Source organism: Paenibacillus lacisoli (genome assembly GCF_030580655.1).
In the GTDB taxonomy this organism is placed as follows: domain Bacteria; phylum Bacillota; class Bacilli; order Paenibacillales; family Paenibacillaceae; genus Paenibacillus; species Paenibacillus lacisoli.
In genome coordinates this window covers 383,092-404,809 of record NZ_JAUQTB010000003.1, presented here as the reverse complement: position 1 = coordinate 404,809, position 21,718 = coordinate 383,092, and the positions used below count along the sequence as shown (strand labels likewise).

The 21,718-nt window shown below is 54.4% G+C and carries 20 protein-coding genes; 4 read left to right on the top strand and 16 right to left on the bottom strand.

From position 1 onward, the window contains the following. Positions 1–119: 119 nt before the first annotated feature. The 15 genes from spoIIR to Q5741_RS08710 form a co-directional block, all read right to left on the bottom strand. The gene (gene spoIIR, locus Q5741_RS08780) at positions 120–767 is read right to left on the bottom strand and encodes a stage II sporulation protein R (protein WP_305023690.1); all 648 of its coding nucleotides are present in this window, start codon (positions 765–767) and stop codon (positions 120–122) included. A 200-nt stretch (positions 768–967) separates the two neighbouring features. Next, positions 968–2,182: an FtsW/RodA/SpoVE family cell cycle protein gene (locus Q5741_RS08775; RefSeq protein WP_305023689.1), complete on the bottom strand. Its 1,215-nt coding sequence runs from the start codon at positions 2,180–2,182 to the stop codon at positions 968–970. Between the two features lie 105 nt (positions 2,183–2,287). Beyond that, on the bottom strand, positions 2,288–3,154 hold the full coding sequence (gene prmC, locus Q5741_RS08770) for a peptide chain release factor N(5)-glutamine methyltransferase (protein ID WP_305023830.1): 867 nt from the start codon (positions 3,152–3,154) through the stop codon (positions 2,288–2,290). A gap of 23 nt (positions 3,155–3,177) precedes the next feature. Continuing rightward, entirely contained in the window at positions 3,178–4,245 is a 1,068-nt protein-coding gene (gene prfA, locus Q5741_RS08765; protein ID WP_305023688.1) for a peptide chain release factor 1, read from the bottom strand. Between the two features lie 280 nt (positions 4,246–4,525). Then, positions 4,526–5,626: a redox-regulated ATPase YchF gene (gene ychF, locus Q5741_RS08760; protein WP_305023687.1), complete on the bottom strand. Its 1,101-nt coding sequence runs from the start codon at positions 5,624–5,626 to the stop codon at positions 4,526–4,528. A 190-nt stretch (positions 5,627–5,816) separates the two neighbouring features. Next, positions 5,817–6,296: a GNAT family N-acetyltransferase gene (locus Q5741_RS08755; RefSeq protein WP_305023686.1), complete on the bottom strand. Its 480-nt coding sequence runs from the start codon at positions 6,294–6,296 to the stop codon at positions 5,817–5,819. 60 nt (positions 6,297–6,356) lie between these two features. Further along, entirely contained in the window at positions 6,357–7,445 is a 1,089-nt protein-coding gene (gene fni / locus Q5741_RS08750) for a type 2 isopentenyl-diphosphate Delta-isomerase (RefSeq protein WP_305023685.1), read from the bottom strand. A 197-nt stretch (positions 7,446–7,642) separates the two neighbouring features. After that, a complete protein-coding gene (locus tag Q5741_RS08745) occupies positions 7,643–9,121 on the bottom strand; it encodes a phytoene desaturase family protein (RefSeq protein ID WP_305023684.1) in 1,479 nt (492 codons plus the stop codon). Further along, the gene (locus Q5741_RS08740; RefSeq protein ID WP_305023683.1) at positions 9,118–10,314 is read right to left on the bottom strand and encodes a glycosyltransferase; all 1,197 of its coding nucleotides are present in this window, start codon (positions 10,312–10,314) and stop codon (positions 9,118–9,120) included. The genes Q5741_RS08745 and Q5741_RS08740 overlap by 4 nt, the downstream gene beginning before the upstream one ends. Further along, positions 10,305–11,051: a lysophospholipid acyltransferase family protein gene (locus Q5741_RS08735; protein ID WP_305023682.1), complete on the bottom strand. Its 747-nt coding sequence runs from the start codon at positions 11,049–11,051 to the stop codon at positions 10,305–10,307. The genes Q5741_RS08740 and Q5741_RS08735 overlap by 10 nt, the downstream gene beginning before the upstream one ends. Further along, entirely contained in the window at positions 11,020–11,781 is a 762-nt protein-coding gene (locus Q5741_RS08730) for a carotenoid biosynthesis protein (protein WP_305023681.1), read from the bottom strand. Before Q5741_RS08730 ends, Q5741_RS08735 begins: the two co-directional genes overlap by 32 nt. After that, on the bottom strand, positions 11,781–12,653 hold the full coding sequence (locus tag Q5741_RS08725) for a phytoene/squalene synthase family protein (protein ID WP_305023680.1): 873 nt from the start codon (positions 12,651–12,653) through the stop codon (positions 11,781–11,783). The genes Q5741_RS08730 and Q5741_RS08725 overlap by 1 nt, the downstream gene beginning before the upstream one ends. Beyond that, positions 12,650–14,101, bottom strand: a complete 1,452-nt coding sequence (locus Q5741_RS08720) for a phytoene desaturase family protein (RefSeq protein WP_305023829.1) — start codon at positions 14,099–14,101, stop codon at positions 12,650–12,652. The genes Q5741_RS08725 and Q5741_RS08720 overlap by 4 nt, the downstream gene beginning before the upstream one ends. Beyond that, positions 14,098–15,648, bottom strand: a complete 1,551-nt coding sequence (locus Q5741_RS08715) for a phytoene desaturase family protein (RefSeq protein WP_305023679.1) — start codon at positions 15,646–15,648, stop codon at positions 14,098–14,100. Before Q5741_RS08715 ends, Q5741_RS08720 begins: the two co-directional genes overlap by 4 nt. Positions 15,649–15,939: 291 nt before the next feature. Then, positions 15,940–16,845, bottom strand: coding sequence for a MerR family transcriptional regulator (locus Q5741_RS08710; protein ID WP_305023678.1), 906 nt, complete (start codon positions 16,843–16,845; stop codon positions 15,940–15,942). Between the two features lie 283 nt (positions 16,846–17,128). On the opposite strand from Q5741_RS08710, the gene Q5741_RS08705 reads away from it, so the two are divergent. Next, positions 17,129–18,556, top strand: a complete 1,428-nt coding sequence (locus tag Q5741_RS08705; RefSeq protein ID WP_305023828.1) for a phospholipase D family protein — start codon at positions 17,129–17,131, stop codon at positions 18,554–18,556. Positions 18,557–18,633: 77 nt separating this feature from the next. Here the strand turns inward: Q5741_RS08705 and cls are convergent, their stop codons facing one another. After that, positions 18,634–20,145, bottom strand: coding sequence for a cardiolipin synthase (gene cls, locus Q5741_RS08700; RefSeq protein WP_305023677.1), 1,512 nt, complete (start codon positions 20,143–20,145; stop codon positions 18,634–18,636). Positions 20,146–20,380: 235 nt separating this feature from the next. Between cls and Q5741_RS08695 the strand changes: the two genes are divergently transcribed. The 3 genes from Q5741_RS08695 to Q5741_RS08685 are packed head-to-tail and all read left to right on the top strand — an operon-like array spanning position 20,381 to position 21,631. Next, positions 20,381–20,968 (top strand): TetR/AcrR family transcriptional regulator, encoded by a 588-nt coding sequence (locus Q5741_RS08695; protein ID WP_305023827.1) that lies wholly within the window; start codon positions 20,381–20,383, stop codon positions 20,966–20,968. Then, positions 20,961–21,317: a DMT family transporter gene (locus tag Q5741_RS08690; protein WP_305023676.1), complete on the top strand. Its 357-nt coding sequence runs from the start codon at positions 20,961–20,963 to the stop codon at positions 21,315–21,317. Before Q5741_RS08695 ends, Q5741_RS08690 begins: the two co-directional genes overlap by 8 nt. Further along, positions 21,317–21,631 carry a DMT family transporter gene (locus Q5741_RS08685; protein WP_305023675.1) on the top strand — a complete coding sequence of 105 codons (315 nt, stop codon included), beginning with the start codon at positions 21,317–21,319 and terminating at the stop codon, positions 21,629–21,631. Before Q5741_RS08690 ends, Q5741_RS08685 begins: the two co-directional genes overlap by 1 nt. The last annotated feature ends 87 nt before the right edge of the window (positions 21,632–21,718 follow it).

Here is a 21,718-nt window from a genome sequence, read left to right as displayed (position 1 = left end):
ACTTTCTGGTTACAGTCTCAGGCATGCTCATGCACGATCAGCATGCGATATCCCCAATTATATCATACCGGACAGGAGCCCGGCGGATTCACCTGCTGGATAGGGAGCTTCCCTTGCGATTAAGTGAACAACCCAGTAATCCAGGACCATATGTCGAGCAGGAGATCCCATAGGAAGAAACGAACCACCGGCTCCTGATCCGCCTGCCGGACTGCCGCCTCCCCATCAGCCGGGGCAGCCGCGCCTGCTTGCGCTGCGGCCTCTCCGCTTCCTGCATCTATGAAACACAGGGGAGGAAACAGCACACACCACCAGTTCTGGCCTTCCCCCTGGCCGAGCGTCACCCGCACCGCTTCGTAATTACCGGCCGGATAGACCAGTCCCCCATACAGCTTGGTCGGAAAAGGTACCTTTCCCAGCTCCACCTTGTAGCTATAATCAATTCCGCGCGCGGCAAGTTCCCGGCCCACGGTAGCCTGAATATCGGGCAGCCGGGTACGGATAAGCGCCCGCGCTTGTTCGAGACTCTGCGGGTTGTCCAGCTCCTGTACCCAGCTGTCCATCTGCCGCACAACCGCATCGCGGATTTCTCTTTTGACCAATTGGTCTCCTGGCGCATCCGAATTTGCTAGAATCCGCAAGCGGATGGACTCCTGCGGAATGCTGGACTTGGCCAGGGCAGCATCCGCTTTCTGACCCTCCCAAGACATAATCAATATAAATATACAACCCATAATAAGTGCGGTTTGCCTAGTGAACCAGTTCATCGTCCTCTCTCCCTCCACGTCCTGCTTGTCTATCAGTATGTCCGGGATTAGAAGAGTTAAACCTATCATTCTAGCAAAGTTCAGTCTATCAGCTGCAGCTAAAGCCGGCAAAAGACCAAAAAGCCCCTTCTCTCCGGAGAGAGAAAGGACTTAGGATTGAAGATGCAATACAGATTTCGAAAAGCTTAGGTCCGTTCCGGTCAGCTCGGCTTGGCTGCCCTGCTTCGAAGCCCGGCCTTGGAACGATTCTGTGCAGGCTGCGGAAACTCATCCTCCAGTTCCTGTCCATGAATCTTAATGCTCAGTACCACCCCGATACTCATCATGTTAATCAGCAGCGAAGTACCGCCATAGCTGATAAACGGAAGGGTAATCCCTGTCAGCGGCACCAGGCCGATAAATGCACCGATATTCTCGAAGATCTGATAGAGCAGCATCGCCACCACCCCTACAATGATGTAGGGTCCTGCACGTTCCCGGCATTCCAGTGCAATCAGAATCATTCGGTGGATCAGAATAAAATAGAGCAACAGCAGCACGGAAGCCCCTACAAACCCGAATTCCTCTGCAATGACGGAGAAGATAGAGTCCGCATACGTGTATGGGACCCGTTTACTCTGAACCGAGGTTCCTTTCAGGAATCCTTTGCCGCTCATCCCGCCGGAGGCGATTGCCAGCTTGGCATTCTCCGTCTGGTACTTGGCATCACGGCTTGCTTCCTCCGGCATCAGCCAGGGGTCAAAACGGTTAACCAAGTGGGGCTTTTTCAAAGTATCCACCAGAAAATGCTTCACTTCGTCATGGAAATGAATATAAGAGAAAATACCGCCGATGGCCACGCCCACGATAATGATTACGCCGATCAGGGCATGGACAAACCGGATATTCCCGATCCACAGCATACCGAACATGATAACGATGTACGCCAGTGCGTTGCCCAGGTCATTCTGCGCAATGACAACAACAAAAGGCAGGAACGTAATCATCATGATCGGCACGACATCCCGCCAGAACAAAAGCTGGTCCTTGACCTTATTCTTACGCAGCAGCACGTAGGCGAGGAACAGAACGAGAATAAGCTTGAACAGCTCGGCAGGCTGGATACTCAGTCCACCGATTTTAATCCATCCTGATGCGTTGTTGAGATCCTGTCCGAGAAAGATGGTCAGGATCAGCAGCAGCACGCCTGCGCCATAGATATATAAAGAGTATTTTACGAACAGCCGGTAATCCAGCATACAAATGCCAAGGATCGCGACAAAACCGAGGGCATAATAGACAATCATTTTTAAATAGTCTCCGCCATGTCCTTCCCAGGCTCTGCCGGCACTGTAGGTAGCAGCCACACTGATACCCATCAGCAGGATGAGGATAAAAATGATCGCGCCATCCATTTTTTTAAGTTTCTGAAACATGATGGTCCCCCTGAGACTGTTTCTTTCCATTCACTTTATCCATTGTAAAGGAACCCTGTCCAAAATGGAAATAACGGTTTTGTCACATGCCTGCCAGGCAGTAAGCTAATGGCGGGCAATTCCCACTACATGCCGTTCAATGCCCGCCAGATCCGGGACAATCTCAATTTCGTCATAGAACCCGGTCGCTGCCAGCATATCGGCGACATCCCGGGCCTGCCCCTGGCCCAGCTCGAAGCCGACCAGGCGAGGCGGCGCAGCCAGCAGCTGCAGCTGCGCCATCATGATCCGGTACGGCGCCAGCCCGTCCGGGCCGCCGTCCAGTGCGGTGCGCGGCTCGTGATCGCGCACCTCCGGCTGCAGGCCGGCAATCTCGCCGGCCGGGATGTACGGCGGGTTGGACACCAGGATGTCCACCTCCAGGCCCGCGAGCGGCGACAGCAGATCGCCTTCGCGGAAATCCACGGCCGTGCCGGCCGCAGCGGCATTCTTCGCCGCCACTGCCAGTGCAGCGGAAGAGATATCCACCGCTGTGAGTTGCCAGTTCGGCCGTTCCGCGGCCAGCGTCACGGCAATCACGCCGCTGCCAGTGCCGATATCGGCCGCACGCGGCGCGCCGTCCGGCCAGAGCTGATCCCCTCGGCGCAGAACCGCCTCGACGAGCAGCTCGGTCTCCGGCCGCGGAATGAGCACAGCCGGCGTCACTTGGAACGGCCGGCCATAGAACTCCTGCCATCCCATAATATACTGTGCCGGTTCACCGGCAGCCTTGCGGCGGATGGCATCCTGCCAGCGCACCATCCCCGAAGCCGGGAACGGGTCCGCCATCGCCGCGAAGAACGCGGCGCCTTCCAGCCCGAGCACATGCTCCAACAGCAGACGTGCATTATGCTGGGGCTCCAGTACGCCGAGCCCCGCCAAAAAAGAAGAAGCCTCGGTTAAGGCTTCTCGAATACTCCGGTTGGGTGTCATGACAAACCGTTCTGCTGCCACGATTACACCGTCTTCTCCATCATATCGGCTTGTTCCGCAATGGTCAGTGCCGATACGATTTCTTCAATTTCACCGTTCATAACATGATCCAGCTTATGCAGGGTCAGACCGATCCGGTGGTCCGTTACACGGCTTTGCGGGAAATTGTACGTGCGGATCCGTTCACTGCGGTCGCCTGTGCCCACTTTACTCTTCCGCTCACCGGCATACTTGGCCTCTTCTTCCTGGCGCATCATATCATAGATCCGTGCGCGCAGTACCTGCAGGGCTTTATCCTTGTTCGAGTTCTGGGATTTGCCATCCTGGCAGGTAGCCACAATACCGGTAGGAACATGTGTCACACGTACCGCAGATTTGGTCGTATTGACAGACTGTCCGCCTGCACCACTGGAACAGAACGTATCCACACGGATATCCTTGTCGTGAATTTCAATGTCCAGCTCCTCGGCTTCCGGCATCACCGATACCGTCGAGGTGGAGGTATGAATGCGTCCGCCGGATTCCGTTGCCGGAATACGCTGAACACGATGGGCACCGCTCTCAAACTTCAGCTTGCTGTAAGCACCGCGTCCGTTCACCATGAAGATAACCTCTTTAAACCCGCCAAGGTCATTGATATTCGCGTCCATCAACTCAACCTTCCAGCCTTGGGTATCTGCATAGCGGGTATACATGCGGTACAGGTCGGCTGCGAACAGTGCTGCTTCATCCCCGCCGGCTGCGCCGCGAATTTCCACGATCACATTCTTGTCATCGTTCGGGTCCTTCGGCAGCATCAGAATGCGGATGCGTTCCTCCAGCTCCTGCTGGCGCGCGCTGAGCTCGTCGATTTCCATTTTAACCATCTCGCGCATTTCATCATCGAGCTTCTCGCCCTGCATGATCTTAGCCGCTTCCAGTTCCTCCATTACCTGCTTGTATTCCGTATATGCCTCATAAGTTGGCTGCAGGTCCGACTGTTCCTTCGAGTAGTCACGCAGCTTCTTACTGTCGCTAGCCACATCCGGATCACACAACAGTTCGCTCAATTTGTCATAACGGTCTGCAAGAGACTGTAAACGATCCAACAAGGGAATCCACCTCACTTCATATTGGTTGCATTTCATACAAATGTATTTGAATGTTTCTTACTCGTTTTTAGATAGAAAACGTACATCCTGGCAGCTCTCATAGCTAAAGGATATACGACTCTATATTATATCAACTTGCCACGGTTTTGAACAGTCTTTTTCCGGCGGATCTGAATATTTCTGCTGCTGTTTCTTCATCCGGATCTACATACAAAAAAAGAGCCGCTTGCGCGGCCCTTCCCTGGCAGTGTTGGCTCTTCGCCATCTGCGGGTTATCTGCTTATACGTTGAAGCGGAAATGCATGACGTCGCCGTCCTGCACAACATATTCTTTGCCTTCCAGACGGAGCTGGCCGCGTTCCTTGGCGCCGTTCATGGAGCCGGCAGCCATCAGGTCATCATAGGATACCACTTCGGCACGGATGAACCCGCGTTCGAAGTCGGAGTGAATGACGCCGGCAGCACCCGGAGCCTTCGTACCCTTGCGGATCGTCCAGGCACGAACCTCCTGCACACCAGCCGTAAAGTAGGTGTACAGTCCAAGCAGCCGGTAAGCTGCCTTGATCAGACGGTTCAGGCCGGACTCTTCCAAACCCAGCTCTTCGAGGAACATCGCTTTGTCTTCGCCTTCCAGTTCGGCAATTTCAGCTTCAACCTTCGCACTGATCGGAACCACTTCCGCATTCTCAGCGGCGGCAAATTCTTTAACCTTCATAACAAAAGGATTCGTATCGGCGTCAGTTACGCCGTCTTCACTTACGTTGGCTGCATAGAGCACCGGCTTGATCGTCAGGAGATGCAGATCACGGATCAGCTGCTTCTCATCCTCCGTCAGCTCCATGCTGCGGGCAGGCATATCATTGTACAGCGTTTCTTTGATACGTTCCAGCAATTCAACTTCCTGTGCACCAGTTTTGTTGCCGCCCTTCATGTTCTTGCGAGCACGGTCGATACGCTTGTCCACACTCTCGATATCGGCCAGAATCAGCTCCAGATTGATCGTCTGGATATCGCTGATCGGATCGATTTTGCCGTCCACGTGGGTAATATTCTCATCCTCGAAGCAGCGAACCACATGCACGATGGCATCGACTTCACGGATATGAGCCAGGAACTTGTTACCCAGCCCTTCCCCTTTGCTCGCGCCGCGAACGAGACCGGCAATGTCTACAAATTCAAATGCTGTCGGTACGGTCTTCTGCGGTGTAACAAGTTCAGTCAGCTTATCCAGACGTTCGTCCGGTACTTCCACGATGCCGACGTTAGGGTCAATCGTACAGAAAGGATAGTTGGCGGATTCTGCTCCGGCCTGTGTAATCGCGTTAAATAGAGTGGATTTACCAACGTTCGGCAGACCCACGATGCCTGCTTTCAAAGCCATTTATATGACAACTCCCATTTATGCTATTTAAGCATCGGCCTCATCGGCATACCGGGAATCCCGGTAGATATAGGCCATATGCAAATTGAATACGTTCTTGACGTCAAGGTACCTGAATTTCCACAATCATTATATATGAGAACCCCCGGTGCGGCAACCGGGTTCATTCTGAACAAAGGGCAGCTGTGTGTTACAGCTCCTTGCTCATCGTAATATCCGTAGGGATATAGCCCATTTTGGTGTACACATGGTAAGCCCGCTCGTTGTGCCCGAAGACGTGCAGACCGATGCGGACAGCACCCAATTTCCGCACTTCTTCTTCCAGCGCCATCATTGTCCGGCTGCCCAGTCCCTGGTTCTGATAATGGTCATCGATCAGGATGTCCAGCAGAAAGGCCTCCTTGCCATGATGCTTCTCCGAGAGGTTGAACCACAAATGACCTACAACCGGTCTCTCTGATTCCTTCTCCTCCAACCGGATGACATACAAATAGGCATCCGGCGTAGCCAGCCCCTGGGGAAGATGTCGCTCCACCGACTCCTCAGCAAGCCCAGGCGCCTCCTGTTCACTCCACGTACCGGCTGCAACTTTGTCTTTTGCATATTCCTGAATTGTAGTCTTCCGGAAGACAGCAAACTGCTCTTCATTCATAGGCTGCAGATAAACCATAGCCCTCCCCCTTCATCAATCCTTATCCCGTCCAAGTGATATGGCTTAGCTCTGTGATGATTAGCGCTCGATCATACGGGGTGTTCCCTGCAGTTCACCCGGATGAGCCGCCCCAATACCGAACATAACCGTCCGCAGTTCAAGCTCCACCTGTGCCAGACAGGCATCGAGTGCATCATCGGAAGAGACAGCCGCACCCAGAAGCGAGCGTCCGAAGCCGGCCAGGTCCGCTCCCAGTGCAAGTGCCTTGGCCGCATCTACGCCGTTGCGAAGTCCTCCGCTCGCAATCACAGCGCCGTCAGAACGGACCGCGCGGACCTCACGGATGCAATCGGCCGTCGGATTTCCCCAGTCGGCGAAAGCTTCCGCTGCTCTGCGGCGCACTTCATCCTGGCTGCGGAATTTCTCCACCTGGCTCCAGCTTGTACCGCCCGCGCCGGCCACATCGATGAATGCCGCGCCTGCCTCGTACAGCCGCCGGGCCGTCTCGCCATCAATGCCCCAACCCACTTCCTTGAAGCCGACCGGCACTTCCAGTGACCGGCAGATCTCTTCAATCTTCGGCAGCAAATCCCGGAAGTTGGTGTTGCCTTCCGGCTGGAAGATCTCCTGCAGGCTGTTCAAATGCAGAACCAGCATATCCGCACCGGCAATGTCCACGGCGCGCCTGCACGCATCCGGCCCAAAGCCATAATTCAGCTGCACCGCGCCCAGATTCGCAATGACCGGCACGGTAGGGGCATGCCTGCGCACCGCAAAGGTCGGCGCCAACTCTTCCCGCTCGACAGCAGCCCTTACGGAGCCTACGCCGATGGCCCACCCTCGTGCTTCTGCAGCCGCCGCGAGCCGTTCATTAATGGCCCCCGTGGCAGAGCTTCCGCCCGTCATGGAGCTGATGAGCAGCGGCGTCCGCAGGCTCCTTCCGAGAAAGCCGGTGGCCAGCGACACCTCGCTGAAATCCAGCTCCGGCAGGGCGTTATGCCGGAAGGCATACCGCTCCAGGCCGCTGGTCACGCCATGCCCGTTCACATCCTCTTCCAGGCAGAGGCGGACATGTTCGATTTTACGCTCACCGGTAGGCACTTCCGGCAGCAGGGAGGAAGGCTTGCCTTCACCCGCATGAGCGCCCTGCTTGCTGTAAACGTTCATCTTGTTCCTCCCTAAACTAGTTCTCGTTTCTTTTCACATAATTACAGTATACTCCATTCGATAACAAAAAACGGAATGCATGATTCTTAGCGGTCTGCAGGTTTAATGGAATGCTGAAAAATGCACTCGCACTCTATAACGGAAGGCCGCCCAAGGGGGCGGCCCAGATTCTGATTCTATACGTATTAAACTGATCCTCACCAGCTGCTTCCTGCGATGTATTCAGCAACCAGTTGGCCCGACAGCGTTACGAGCGGTGTCCCACCGCCCGGATGTGTTGTACCTCCCACGTACCACAGCCCCCGGACATCCTTACTGCGATTGCCCGGCCGGAAGAAGGTCTGCTTCGCACTGTTCGAAGAAATTCCATAGATCGATCCCCGATGAGCGAGCGTATCACGGGCAATATCCTGCGGTGTGTAATTCATCAGGACCTCAGCGTGGCGCAGTCCGGTAATACCGCGCTTTTCCAGGTTTGTAAGGATGGTATTTCTGTAGGAATCCTGCTTCTGCGTCCAGTCCCATTCATCCGACAGATAAGGAGCGTTGGCTAGGATGAAGAGGTTACTCGCTCCCTCCGGAGCCATCCCCTTTTCTGTTGCGCCTGACCAGCAAATGTAGATCGTCGGATCTGCCGGCGCGGTTTTGCGGTCAAAGATATCCTTGAATTCAGGTTCATATTGTTCAGGAAAAAACACGGTATGGTGCAGAAGCTGATCGTACTGTCTGCGCACGCCGGCCAAGGTTACAAAACCGGACAGCGATGGTTCATACGCATCGATGACCTGATCGCTCATTGAGGGGCGCAAGGCCGGTGACAGCAGATTTCGGTTTACCGTAAGGACATCCCCGTTGGCGATCACAAGCTCTGCACCAAAGAATCCGTGATTGCTATCCACACCTTCCACCCTGCCTGACTGAACCACGATCTGATGCACGTCTGTATTGAGCTGTATGCGGACTCCGCGTTCTTCCGCAAGCTGCCGCAGGCCGTCCGCCAGACGGTAGGTCCCCCCTCTCACCCCGTAAATCCCCATATTGGCTTCAACATGGCCAAGCATGGCGAAGATCGATGGTGATTGATAAGGAGAGGATCCGACATAGGTCGCATATCTTCCAAACATAGCGAGCGTATGCGGATGCTTGAAATACCGCTGCAGCAGAGTCTGCAGCTTCACCAGCGGACGAACCCGCAGCAGCCCCCGCAGCATCGGCAGACTCAGCCTGTCCCGCGGCGTAACCAGAAGCTTGTGCATAAACTGTTCATCCGCCTGACGGTACAGCGCAGCAGATTCAGTCATAAAGGCATCATACTGCATGGCGTCATGACTGCTGTAAGCGGCTATCTGCTCTTTCATGCGGCCAGTGTCCCTGCTGAGGTCCACAACCGATCCGTCAGCGAATATATTCCGGGTCCGAGGCTCCAGCTCATAAAGCTCACAGTAGTCCTCCATCCGTGCACCGGCTGCAGTGAATACCGAACGGAAGGCTTCCGGCATCGTAATCGTGCTGGGCCCCCGGTCGAAGGAATAACCTTCTGCCGTTATCCGCTGCAGCTTGCCGCCGATGGTCGGCTGACGCTCCAGAACCGTCACATCGAATCCTCTGGAAGCCAGGCCGATGGCACAGGACAGCCCGCCGAAGCCGGCCCCGATCACAACTACCTTCTTTGTCATGAGTAACGCCTTCCTTTCCATTCATACCCCTGACCGGATGCGCTTGCATACCAGGAGCTGATGCCAATACCAGTAATGTATAGGATGCTGAGCGGCTGCAGCAGTGCCATCCATGCGGGCTGCCCGCCCGCTGCATCAGCAGCACGCTTCACGCCCATACCCGCCAGCGTTGCTGCAAGCGCTACCAGCGCAGCTTCATGATGGCCTGTGAACCAGGCCGTCAGCGCCAACAGCGGCGGAATGACGTACATCACCATATACAGCAGCAGAACGAAAAGCAGCAGCAGGACATGACGTCCCACCCCTTCAAACATGTTCTTGCGGTAACCGTTCCAGACTTCCTCCGCGTTGCTGTACATGCGCATGAAGACATCTTTATGCAGATCAACCAGGGCGAAGGGGTGTCCCGCCGCCTTCACTGCCCGACTCAGCTCCATATCATCCACAATCGACTGCCGGATGGCCTCATGTCCTCCGGCTGCCTTGTACGTGTCACGATGAATCATCATAAAAGCGCCCATCGCCGCTGCGAACATTGGACTCTTCGTACGGCGGATAAGGGCAATTGGAAGATGACTGATAATCGTAAAGAACATCATGGGAACAGCCAGACGTTCCGCCCACGTCGAAACGATCTGCCGGGGAAAGCCGGAGATCAGCCCGTTCTGCTGGCTTGCAGCTGTCCGAACCGCGGCTTCCAGCGCACCGCCGCCCAGCCGCACATCGGCATCCAGGAACAGCCACCACGTACCACGGGCTTGGCCTGCCAGCTGATGACAGGCGAAGGATTTACCCAGCCAGCCATCGGGCGGATTCTGACCGCGCAGAAGACGGACACGGGGATCATGTGCAGCTATCCGCTTGACGATATCCGCCGTATCATCTTCCGAGCGGTCATCGAGAACGAGGATTTCCAGCTCCCACCCCTCATGGCGGCAGGCCAGCACATGCTCCAGACATTTTTCAATATGTACTGATTCATTGCGGGCAGGTATTAATACAGATAATAACAGGGCTTGACTGTTACGCTTAGAAGATACCCGTCCACCTCTCACCCGGTTAGGCTGTCTGAAGCCGAGCAGGCGCACAGGCTTCAGCGGTTCACCCATCCTTGGCAGCATGTGCTTATTCCAACAGGCAAATAGCAGCTGAACTGTCACGAGCGCCAGCAGAATATAAGCCGTTATCTCCATCGGGCCGACCCGCCCCTCAATGCATCAAAGGCTTCACTCGTGGAGCGTCCTGTACGTAGAATCTGTGTAAACCCTTCGGGAATCCCCTGATGAGCAGACAATACAGTTTCCCTGTGCTGATCGAGCTGCTGCTCCAGCATCTGTTGAAGCTCCTGGGTCAGGACCCGGCTGTCGCGTGACTTCCACCGTTCAGGGAGCAGCGGCTCGCCGAACCAGATCGTCGCTTCGGGCCGATCATACTGCACCATACCGTGATAGAGTGTCACGGGAACCACTGCTGCCTCCGGCAGCTGGCCCAGCATAAAGCCGATGCCCCGCTTGAAGATCAGCGGCCTTGTCTCCAAATGCTGAATTTCCCCTTGGGGATAAATCCACACCCGCCCGCCCTGCTTCAACAGCGATGACGCGTACAGCAGGGAACGGCGAATATCCGGGGCGCTGCCCGCATTCATGGAAAAGGCCCCGATTTTACGGAAAAACGGATATTGCAGCAGCTGACGCTCCTCCATCATCATGAAGTGATCATGATTGGAGCATTTCTTCAGCACGTGATAAGCAAGCAGGCCGTCCCACCAGGAGCTGTGATTCATGATGTAAATCAGCGGTCGTCCTTCAGCCTGCAGCGGATCAATCGCCCCCTTCATACCGATCGAGCGGAAACGGCGCCGGAGCAGATAAAACTCATTATATCGCCGGAATACGGCCTCAAACGGTCTGGACTTGACGGCGGTTAGCATACTGCCAGCCCCCTTCCGCTATAACGATTCCAGCCAAGGCTATCAGGGCCGCTCCATACAGCCCCGCCTTCAGGTCGAGCAGACCGAACAGCAGCAGGATGAGCTGGTACAACCTCACTCCTTGTGCTTGCACGGAACGGTCCCGCGGAACATGAGGCAGCAGCAGGGAGAGCAGTGCTCCGACAACAAACCAGGCGATAAAATTGCTCCATGGCACACCGTAGAATCCGCCCGTCCCTCCCCAATGCCAAAAACCTCTGGCATGGGCTGCAGGATCGAGCACCAGATCAAGCAGGACTGCCCCTGCGCCCGCGCAGATGGCCCGGATCCACGAGCTGCCGAAGCGGCCGCTGATCAGAACTGCATTGCCTACAACAGCAATCCAGGCAAACCCCAGTGTTACCGGGACCCCAAACAGCCGGATACCAAGTATCGAAGAGTAGCCGTATTGGCCAAACGGCCAGCCGGTATGGACCCCAATCCATTCCACTCCCATACCTGCGAGCCAGATGATCGCCGCAGCAGGCCACAGAGAGCGTCCCACCGCACTTCTGACTGACCAGTCGGACAGTTTGAAGCCGGCTTCACCCCGATAGAGCAATGATAGCGTGTAAACGGCATAGAAGATTAAAAACAATCCATTCGAAAAAGCAAGCATATCCGGCACCCCTACGGTCAATAGCAGAACCGCACCGATGGCATACCAGATCCAGAATAACCAGCCGATCATCAGGAAACCGCCGTGTAGGAAGACATATCGCCCAGCATCGGATAACGGTGCAGTACGTTGCCTAGCATGTGCAGCTTATCCTCGTCGGTAACAAACGCCCGCTTCGAGTAGACGTCATATCCGTTCCGCTCTACCGATTGAAGAATGGCCGCATAGAAGGAAGAAGCTAGCTCAACCGCAAACCCGCTAGCAGGCGGATACGTATCCATCTCCTCCAGGCCCTGTCTGAACCAGTTCATCGCCTGCGCCCGCAATTCATTCAGCATAGCAATGAACGCATCATTGACTAATCCGTTCTCCCAATCCTGTTCACTGTAATTAAAGCGCTCCATCAGTTCCCTCGGCAAATATCGACGCTGACGGCCGCGATCTTCGCCGACATCACGGATAATATTGACGATCTGCATCCCCTTGCCAAGCGCTATACCTGACGCGACAATCCGGTCAGTGCTGTTCTCATGCAGCACAGGCAGCAGCATTTCACCTACAGTTCCAGCTACCAGATAACAATATTCCTCCAGCTGCTCCATCGTTTCGTAATGGGTAAGCGACAGATCCTTCAGCTGGCCATCCATCTGGCGGAGGAAAGGTCCCTGATCCAGGTGGGGAAAATGATCAAATAACCAGCGCAGTGCCGGCCATACGAAATGTCCTTCTGCCTGCTCCAGATTTAAAAACAGGGAGCGCAGCTCATCAATTGTATACGGGGAGCGTTCCGGCTCATCCACACTATCGTCGATGATCCGGCAAAAGGCATAAATCACATATACAGCCTCCCTGCGGGGACTCGGCAAGCCGCGGAAAGCATGGTAAAAGGAAGAAGAGCCCTGCTTAATCATATCCTCGCACCTTTTAAATATCGCTTCGTTCATGTTTCCAACTCCTTTATCAGCTGATTCACAGCAAGTTTGGCACCCTGCATGACGATAGGAACACCGCCCCCAGGGTGAATGGAGGCTCCGGCGGCAGCCAGTCTGCCGATCGGAAAGGGCTTCGGCTGCGGCCGGTAGACACCGGATTGACTCAGAATCGGCGCAATCCCGAAGCTGCCGCCCCCGTACAGGCCGTCCCGCTCTGCTTCCAGCGGGGTACGGACACGGGACCAGGTAATATGGCGGCGCAGGTCGGTCAGTCCGCGTTCCTCGGCAGCAGCAAGCACACGCTCTACCAATGCAGGTGTCTCCTGTTCCCATGATAACCCATTATTGAAAGGAACGGGGATCAGAAAGTACAGCACGCTCTCCCCCGGCGGTGCCGCCGCCGGATCCAGGGCTGCCGGATTAAACACATAGAACGATGGATCATCCGGAATCCGGCCTGCATACACCTGCTTCAGGCTGGCTGTCAGATTGTCCGGCAGGAAGAACTGGTGGGTCAAAGCTTCAGGGAAAGTCTTGGATACCCCCAAATATACCAGTACACATCCGGTAGAAGGCCGGTAACGCCGCTTCGCAGGCACCTGCTCGCTTAACAGGCCTGAGATGTTGGGGAAGTCTCCGTTATACAGCACGGCGTCATATCGTTCTTCTCCCAGCTCTGTCACAACTCCCCGGCACTGCTTCTGTTCAACAATCAATGACCGAACCTCTGTATTCAGCCTAAATGTAACCCCGCGACCGGCAAGCTCCTCATGGATCAGCTTTGGCAAAGTGCCGTACCCGCCCTTCAGCATCCATATCCCGTATTCATATTCCGCGTAGGGGAGCAGTGAGTATATCCCCGGTGTCGCAAAAGGCGTCCCTCCGATATACAGGCTCTGCAGCGAAAAGGCATCCCTCAGCTCTTCACTCCGGAAGTAGGAGCCGGCTGCTTTTTTCACGCTCTGGTAAGCCCGCAGTCTGCGCATCAGCTTCACATTACCGAGAGTGAAGAAATCCCGTCGCCGGGGGAAATCACGCTCGATAAAATTCTGCTGTCCGGTCACATACACCCCGTCCATATCTTTCATAAAACGCTGGAATCCGCGGCCTTCGCCCGGATACAGTCGGTCAATCTCAGCAGTCTGTGCCTCACGGTCCGCCACCTTGGTCAGCACCCGCCCGCTCCGGTAATGAATGCGGTACAACGGGTCGCAGCGCAGCAGCTCCAGCCGTTCCGGTGCAATACCGCCCTCAGCAAGAATCCCCTTCAGCATATCGGGAAGCAGCACAATGGTAGGACCCTGATCAATCCGGTAGGGACCTTCTTCCTCAAAGGCCACCCGTCCTCCAACCTTGCCTGAACGCTCGTAGACTGTCACATCATACCCCTGGCGCTCCAGCAGAAGGGCAGCGGTGAGACCTCCAATCCCTGAACCTACAACAGCAATCCGTCTGCTCATGGCCTGCCCGCCCCAGCTGTCTGCGGAACCGGTATCCGGCGGTTGGTTAACCGCTGATCCTCCTCCTGCAGCAGCTGCACACTGATTCGGGCCGATTCGAAAATCGTTGGAAGACCGCTGCCGGGATGCGTGCCGCCGCCGACCAGCCATACCCCCTTCATTTCTTCAAACTGATTGTGGGGACGCAGGTACATCATCTGTCCCAAATTGTGCGCTAGATTAAAGGTCGCTCCTTTGTGCACATTCAAATCACGTTCCCAATCAAGCGGCGAATAGAACATCGACTGCTCAATCCGACTTCGCAGATCGTGCAAGGCAGGCAGCTGTTCCAGCCTGCTCAGCAGCTTCTCTTTTACGGCTTCGCCTTCACGTTCCCAGTCAATATCCGCATCCAGGTTCGGCGTTGGCATCAGCACGTATAACGCAGACTTGCCCGGAGGAGCTAACGTCGGGTCAATCACGGAAGGATTATGGATGTAGATAGACGGATCGTCGGACAGCCGTTTGTATTTGGTGATCTCATCTACATTCAGCCTGTAATCGGCAGGGAAGTGGATGGAATGATGGGGCAGATCGATGCTTCCGTCCACACCCAGGTACAGCATCGTGGTAGAGCAGGAATATTTCTTCTTCTGCATCGCCTCTGGCGTATATTTCCGCAGTGTACCCGGCTTAAACAAGGAAGTGACCGCCGAGGTGAAATCGGCATTAATGACGACATGGTCAGCGTATACCTTCTCCCCGTTTGCCAGCTCCAGCCCTTCTGCACGTCCATTACGGGTCAGCACCTGCCGTACCGGAGAACCGGTATGAATCTGGCCCCCGTATTCACGAACGACGTCCGCCATCGCCTCAAATACCCGGTTAATGCCGCCGACTGGATGCAGCAGGCCATAGCGGTGTTCGATGTAGGACAGAATGGTAAAGGTTCCCGGGCATTCCCATGCCGACATCCCTAAATATTTGGCTTGAAACGTAAAGGCCCATCTCAGCCGCTCATCCGTAAAGTACTTCGATAATCTCCCGTACACGGTATCATTCGCATGAAGCTTCGGCAGCGCGCGGAATACATCCCTGCGCATATAATCGCCCAGCTTGCCGAAGGGACGCCGCAGCAGCGGCATCACCCGCTCAAACTTGACCTTCTCGTCCCGCAGAAAACGGCGGTACCCTTCGCCGTTGCCGGGAAACAGTTCCTCGATCATCTCTGCCGTACGCTCATGATCCTTCGACGAAGGAGAGAATACCTTGTCACCAAAATGGAGCGAATAGAGCGGGTCCAGCTCCTTCATTTGCACATAATCGTGCACCGAGCGTCCCACCTGCTCGAACAGCTCTTCCAGAAGTTCCGGCATCATCAGGAAGGTTGCACCTCGGTCAAAGCGGTAATCCCCCAATTCAACACGTGAAGATCTTCCGCCGATGAACGGCTGCTTCTCGTACACCTGCACTTCATATCCTTGTCCCGCGAGCAGCATGGCTGCCGCCAGGCCGCCGGGCCCTGCACCAACTACAACTGCCTTGCGGCGTCCCTGATCCTCCGTCATAACCCTCACTCACCTCTCCTTACTGCAAGCCAGCGCGTTGCACGCCAACCCTTTCAGCTTCTACAAATTGTATAGCCAGATCCGATACGTCGTTACTTATATTTAATATATAAACGTAAAAGCACACCTTCACGCTGAAACAAGAGCCTAACTCTTCAAACCTTATACAAATATAATACAAATTGTATACGTTTTTGTCTACAGACAGCCTTTAGTTCCCGGAAAATCTCGGATCGCACAGCAAAAAGCCCGGCTTTTCAGCCGGGTCTTCTGCACTCGTCTTCATCATGTTCACTGCACCAGATACTCACGCTCGAACCAGGACTGCCATTCCTCCGCCGGCATCTTCATCATCCATTTCCGGTGACGGGTTGTGCTGTCATCCTCGTACGCTTTGCCGCCAAGGACAAACCTTATCTTCGGAAAACGACTGCTGATCTCATCCACTAAATGATCATTCTTTTCAACCAGGGCCTTGTTTGTCACGGAAGTGCACACCATGTTAATCCCCTGGTCGCGAATCAGTTCCAGCACACCATCCAGCGGAGTATTAGCTCCCAAATACAGAACCTCCAGCCCGTTCTTTCGCAGAAACAGCGCAAACAATAGCAGCCCGACCTGGTGATGTTCACCCTCTGGGCACAGCGCAAGTACTTTAGGCAGCTGCGGATAGATCGGGAACAGGTGGAAAAACTGATAAAACCTTTGCGAAATCAGCTGGGTCATAAAATGCTCCTGGGCTACGGAAGCCCGTCCATTCTCCCAGGCATCCCCTACCCGGATCAGCACAGGAACCAGCACATGATAAAACATCGCGTCATAACCGAACATCGTAAAACCGAAATCAATCAGCGTATTCGCCCGTTCAGCCTGAAAATGAAATAAGGTCTGGTAAAGCTGATCCGTCATCTTGGCATAACCTTCCGCAGAGGCGACGCCGGTCTCACCCATGATGCTGGTCAGGCTTGAGGCTTCTTCTTCTCTTTGCTGTCTAAGCTGGCGTACGGCATGAGAAATGCTCATACCCGACTCAACCTGGCTTTTCAGCCAGCGGAGATCCTCCACATCCTGATCACTGTAGGAACGGTATCCCGACGAACTTCTATTCGGAACAACAGCCTGATAGCGGTTCTCCCAGGCGCGCAGGGTAACCGTAGGAATATCCAGCATGGCTGATACTTGTTTGATGGAATACACGATTAGCCTCACTCTCTTTCTCAAATCCCTCCGCCGTTCGCGGCAGCAACCTTATACAAAATGAGTACACTAATTATACATAACCTGTATCAGACTGTCGATGAAGTTCCTCGTTCTGTATCAAATATTCGCTTAAACTGAAGCGGCTGCGTCACAGATCCGCATCGGGTGTTAATAGTGGATAGCCCTAAAGGAGGAGAGCCCGGTGCCTATTTTCCAGTCAACTAACCGACGTAATCGAACTAGCCCATCCAAGCGCAAGCCCGGGAAAACCCACCGCGTTCTGTCCCCGCTTCGCATCTGTCTCGGACTGCTCGTGCTCTGGCTGATCGCTGTTATGATCTATCAGACCCATAAGCCTCTTCCCGAAGGTGTGTCGTATGAGAGCCCGGTGTACCGGACCAGTCAGGTCACCTTCCTGCAGGATCTGACCTATCCCAATGGAGCCGGGGGCACGGCCCAGAAGCAGCAAATCTATAACCGCATCCTTCACATCGTTGATGAAGCTGAATCTTTTATCGTGATCGATCTGTTTTTGTTCAATGATTACATACATGAGGGCCAGACGTTTCCTCAGGTGAGCGCCGGACTGGCCAATCGCCTGACCGAGAAGAAAAAAACACACCCGGATATGGATATCGTATTTATTACCGATGAGATCAATACGAACTACAATTCGGCCCCTAACCCGCTGCTGGAGCGGATGAAAAAGGCCGGTATACGGGTTGTCATCACAGATGTTGATCCGCTCCGTGATTCCACACCGGCTTATTCTGCGGTATGGCGGACCTTCTTCCAGTGGTTCGGCCAATCGGGAAACGGCTGGATCCCGAATCTGATGTCCAGCCAGGGTCCTGATATTACGATGCGATCCTATCTGAAGCTGATGAATGTGAAAGCCAATCACAGAAAAGTGGTTGCCAGTGAAAAGTCCGCGCTGATCTCCTCAGGGAATGTCCATGACGCCAGCGCCTTTCATTCCAATATTGCCTTCGAAGTGCACGGGGAAGTGATTGGCGACATCCTCAAGGCAGAACAGGCCGTGCTGGACTTCTCGGGGGGCGGTCAGCTTCCCGCGTATTCATCCGAGCCAGCAGCCGCAACCGCCTCAGGCGCCTATCAAATCCGCTATGTGACGGAAGGCAAAGTCTATGACCGGGTACTGGAGGCGATCCATGGAGCCGGCTCCGGCGACCAGATTGATATGGGCATGTTCTATCTGGCCGATCGTAAGGTCATCGAAGGCTTACTCGAGGCTTCCGAGCGCGGGGCAGCTATCCGGGTGCTGCTGGATCCGAATGAGAACGCGTTCGGCCAGGATAAGATCGGTATCCCGAACCGGCCTGTAGCTTCCGAGCTGCACAGCAAGTCGAACGGCCGAATTGCCGTCAAATGGTATAACACAACGGAAGAACAGTATCATACAAAGCTGCTGTACGTTCGCCATCACGGAGGGGACTCCATCATGATGGGCGGGTCCACAAACTTCACCCCGCGCAATCTCAATAACTACAATCTGGAGAACGACCTTTGGGTGCAGGCTCCGTCAGGAAGTGAGCTGGATCAGAATCTGGAGCACTATTTTGACCGCTTATGGAACAACAAAGGCGCCGAATTCAGTCTGGAGCTGCCGGCTTACCAGGAGAAGACCAACTTCCTCAAGGATTGGGCATACCGCTTGCAGACGATCCTCGGCTTCACTACCTTCTAGACACCGGTACTACCCAATTCAGGATAACCCAAAAAAGAGCGCCGCCCTCAATGGCTGCGCTCTTCGTCATACCGATGTTACAGCAGCGGCGACATCAGCCTTGCGGCAGACTCCAGCACACGCTTCATCACCTTTTTCTCCTTCATTGCATCAGCGGAAATAAGATTGGCCGACAGCAGATCCCGTTCAAAGTTGGCTGCAATGACCTTCACACTGTCTGTCTGAACCATTAATGCATTGACCTCAAAGTTGAGATGGAAGCTTCGCATATCCATGTTCGCTGTTCCGATGGTAGCGACCTCGCCGTCAATAATGAGCAGCTTGGAATGCAGGAACCCCTTCTCATACTCATAAATTTTGACTCCCACTTCAAGAAGGGAAGGAAAATACGAGTGGGAGGCCAGAAACGGCAGCCACTTGTCCGGTTTGGCCGGGAATAGAATTCGCACATCCAGGCCGGATAGAGCAGCCATACGGAGCGCTGTCAAAATATCCTCATCCGGAATGAAATACGGTGTCGCTACCCACACCGACTTGCGTGCAGATGTAATCATCGAGAAGAAAATATTTTTGAGCGCCCGGCGTTCATTATCGGGACCGCTCGCAATAATCTGTACGGCACCATCGCTGTGCTGCTCCTGTTCAGGAGACAAATATTCCTGCTCCAGCACCGTTTCCCCGGTCATATACAGCCAGTCCTGCAGAAAAATAATCTGCAGTGTACGCACGGCCTCTCCACGTACGATCATGTGCGTATCCCGCCAAAAGCCGTAGGTCTTGCTCTTGCTCAGGTATTCATCGCCGACATTCAGTCCGCCTATGAAGCCGACATCTCCATCAACAACGACGATCTTGCGGTGGTTCCGGTAATTGACACGACGGGAGAAGAACAGGATTCGGGCACCGCCATAGGCAACAACTTCAATACCAGCTGAACGCATTTCATTAAGGAACGAGCGAGACAGCTGCATGCTGCCGACAGCATCATACATAAAACGTACCTTGACACCGGCCCGGGCTTTCTCAATCAGAATTTTCTGAATACTGGTTCCAATCTCATCAGCCCGGTAGATGTAATACTCCATATGGATGTGATGCTTCGCCTTGCGGAGTTCCTCCAGCAGTGTGGAAAAGGTAGCCTCCCCGTTATTGAGCACCTCTGATGTCGAGGCAAAGGAGATTGGTGTGCGCGCCAGCCTCCGCGAGAGGCGAAGCAGCTGCTGCTGGGCTGTGCTGAACCGGCTCAGGTCATGACGCGTATGCAGGGCATCGTTCTCAATCCGTTCATACGCCTGCTGGTCCATCTGGGCTTTTTTGTCATACTTGCGGCGCTTGAAGTAGTTCTGGCCGAACAGAAAATACAGCGGCAGTCCGACAACCGGCAGCAGGGCCAGCAGCAGAATCCAGGCCAGCGTGGTAGAGGGATTGCGGTTCTCCATGAAGATAATCAGGCTGATGGAGATAACAGACAGGGTCGAGAAAATACTGACAATCGTCCCTTCATTCCGTCCGAGGAAGCTGAACAGCCCGAAATAGTAAAAAATGAAGATGATGCTCGCTATAATTAAAACCTGAAGGATCCGTCTCATGTATGACCTACTTTCCGAACAACTTATAGCCGGACCACCAGCCAAAGCTGATGCTGGCATCATGTATATATTACATGAATATGGCGAATCTTCCCATACTTTAATATTGTTCGCTAACAAGGAGGGTCTTATCCGAAACTGTATATTTATGCCCTGGCACACAGGCAGAGTGATTTGACATCATCAAAGGAGTGTGACACAATCCTCCCTAACGAACGTTAGGTAGGTGATCATCATGGGTGCGGATCAGATTCGCGATGCGGCATTGATGTATTTTGCCTCTCATGGCTATGAGGGAACCTCCCTCCGGGAAATTGCCGAAGAGGCCGGCATCAAGAAACCATCCATATATGCGCATTATAAAGGTAAAGAGGACCTGTTCATCCAGGTTGTACGTTACGCTTTCGAGCAGGAGCAGCGCAACCTTCTCGAACTTTTCCGCAAGCAGGGAGAGGCCCCTCTGCAGGAGAGGATGAAGGCGCTGCTCATCTGGCTCAATGAGGAGTACAGCAGCAATCCGGCAGCCAAGTTCATGCTGCGGGTTGCTTATTTCCCCCCTGCTTCGCTGCAGGGAGAGATCATGGACATTGTCTATCCTTTCCTTGATAGACTCGAACGCGGAATCACCAGACTCATACAGCGTGAGATCGCCGAGGGTAAGCTCGGGCAGCTTGACCCCCAGCAGGCAGCCATCGCCTTAATGACCCTGCTCGACGGAGTTATCGTTGAGCTGCTCTATGCGGGATCGAAGCCATACTTCCGCAGACTGGAAGCGGCATGGCCGATCTTCTGGAAAGGATTGGAGGCGGCCGGGAATGAATAGAAACTGGTGGTATGTCGTTATCGGCGGACTGGTAGAGATCGTCTGGGTGTCGGGTCTGAAACATTCGGCAACCGTTTGGGAGTGGGTCGGGACTTTTGCCGCTATTCTCCTGAGCTTCCTGCTTATCATTCTGGCGTCCAAGCGGCTGCCTGTCGGAACGGTATATGCCGTGTTCACAGGCCTTGGTACAGCCGGGACGGTAGTCGCGGAAATGGTCTTCTTCGGCGAGCCCTTCCGCTGGTCCAAAACGATGCTTATCCTTATTCTGCTGTGCGGCGTGATCGGGCTGAAACTGGTTTCCGGTGATGAAACCGGAGACCGCAGCGAAGGCAAGGGAGGGATGGCATAATGGCCTGGCTTGCATTGGTTATTGCAGGAAGCAGTGAAATTTTTGGCGTGATCGGCATTAAGGGATTGACCATGGGTAAGGGGTGGAAGGCGCTCCTGCTGTGTGCTGTTTCTTTTGGCTTCAGCTTTACCCTGCTCTCTTATGCGATGCAGACACTGCCGATTGGTACAGCCTATGCAGTGTGGACGGGCATTGGTACGGTTGGAAGCACACTGACCGGAATGTTCTTGTACGGGGAGCCCCGGGAATGGAAGCGGCTCTTGTTTATCGCCATGATTTTGGGCGCTGCGGTTGGACTAAAGCTGGTTTCCTAGCCAGCCGGTGCGGAGATCAAGCAAGATGCTCTTCGCATATACATCAGATTGTTTGCTCGCAAAGGCGGCTGAGGCCGCCTTTTTTGT

Bases quoted from the DNA above. Each gene is read 5' to 3' on its own strand.
- spoIIR (WP_305023690.1), bottom strand. From the start codon at position 767: ATGAACTGGTTCACTAGGCAAACCGCACTTATTATGGGTTGTATATTT.
- Q5741_RS08775 (WP_305023689.1), bottom strand. From the start codon at position 2,182: ATGTTTCAGAAACTTAAAAAAATGGATGGCGCGATCATTTTTATCCTC.
- prmC (WP_305023830.1), bottom strand. From the start codon at position 3,154: ATGACACCCAACCGGAGTATTCGAGAAGCCTTAACCGAGGCTTCTTCT.
- ychF (WP_305023687.1), bottom strand. From the start codon at position 5,626: ATGGCTTTGAAAGCAGGCATCGTGGGTCTGCCGAACGTTGGTAAATCC.
- Q5741_RS08755 (WP_305023686.1), bottom strand. From the start codon at position 6,296: ATGGTTTATCTGCAGCCTATGAATGAAGAGCAGTTTGCTGTCTTCCGG.
- fni (WP_305023685.1), bottom strand. From the start codon at position 7,445: ATGAACGTTTACAGCAAGCAGGGCGCTCATGCGGGTGAAGGCAAGCCT.
- Q5741_RS08745 (WP_305023684.1), bottom strand. From the start codon at position 9,121: ATGACAAAGAAGGTAGTTGTGATCGGGGCCGGCTTCGGCGGGCTGTCC.
- Q5741_RS08740 (WP_305023683.1), bottom strand. From the start codon at position 10,314: ATGGAGATAACGGCTTATATTCTGCTGGCGCTCGTGACAGTTCAGCTG.
- Q5741_RS08735 (WP_305023682.1), bottom strand. From the start codon at position 11,051: ATGCTAACCGCCGTCAAGTCCAGACCGTTTGAGGCCGTATTCCGGCGA.
- Q5741_RS08730 (WP_305023681.1), bottom strand. From the start codon at position 11,781: ATGATCGGCTGGTTATTCTGGATCTGGTATGCCATCGGTGCGGTTCTG.
- Q5741_RS08725 (WP_305023680.1), bottom strand. From the start codon at position 12,653: ATGAACGAAGCGATATTTAAAAGGTGCGAGGATATGATTAAGCAGGGC.
- Q5741_RS08720 (WP_305023829.1), bottom strand. From the start codon at position 14,101: ATGAGCAGACGGATTGCTGTTGTAGGTTCAGGGATTGGAGGTCTCACC.
- Q5741_RS08715 (WP_305023679.1), bottom strand. From the start codon at position 15,648: ATGACGGAGGATCAGGGACGCCGCAAGGCAGTTGTAGTTGGTGCAGGG.
- cls (WP_305023677.1), bottom strand. From the start codon at position 20,145: ATGAGACGGATCCTTCAGGTTTTAATTATAGCGAGCATCATCTTCATT.
- Q5741_RS08695 (WP_305023827.1), top strand. From the start codon at position 20,381: ATGGGTGCGGATCAGATTCGCGATGCGGCATTGATGTATTTTGCCTCT.
- Q5741_RS08690 (WP_305023676.1), top strand. From the start codon at position 20,961: ATGAATAGAAACTGGTGGTATGTCGTTATCGGCGGACTGGTAGAGATC.
- Q5741_RS08685 (WP_305023675.1), top strand. From the start codon at position 21,317: ATGGCCTGGCTTGCATTGGTTATTGCAGGAAGCAGTGAAATTTTTGGC.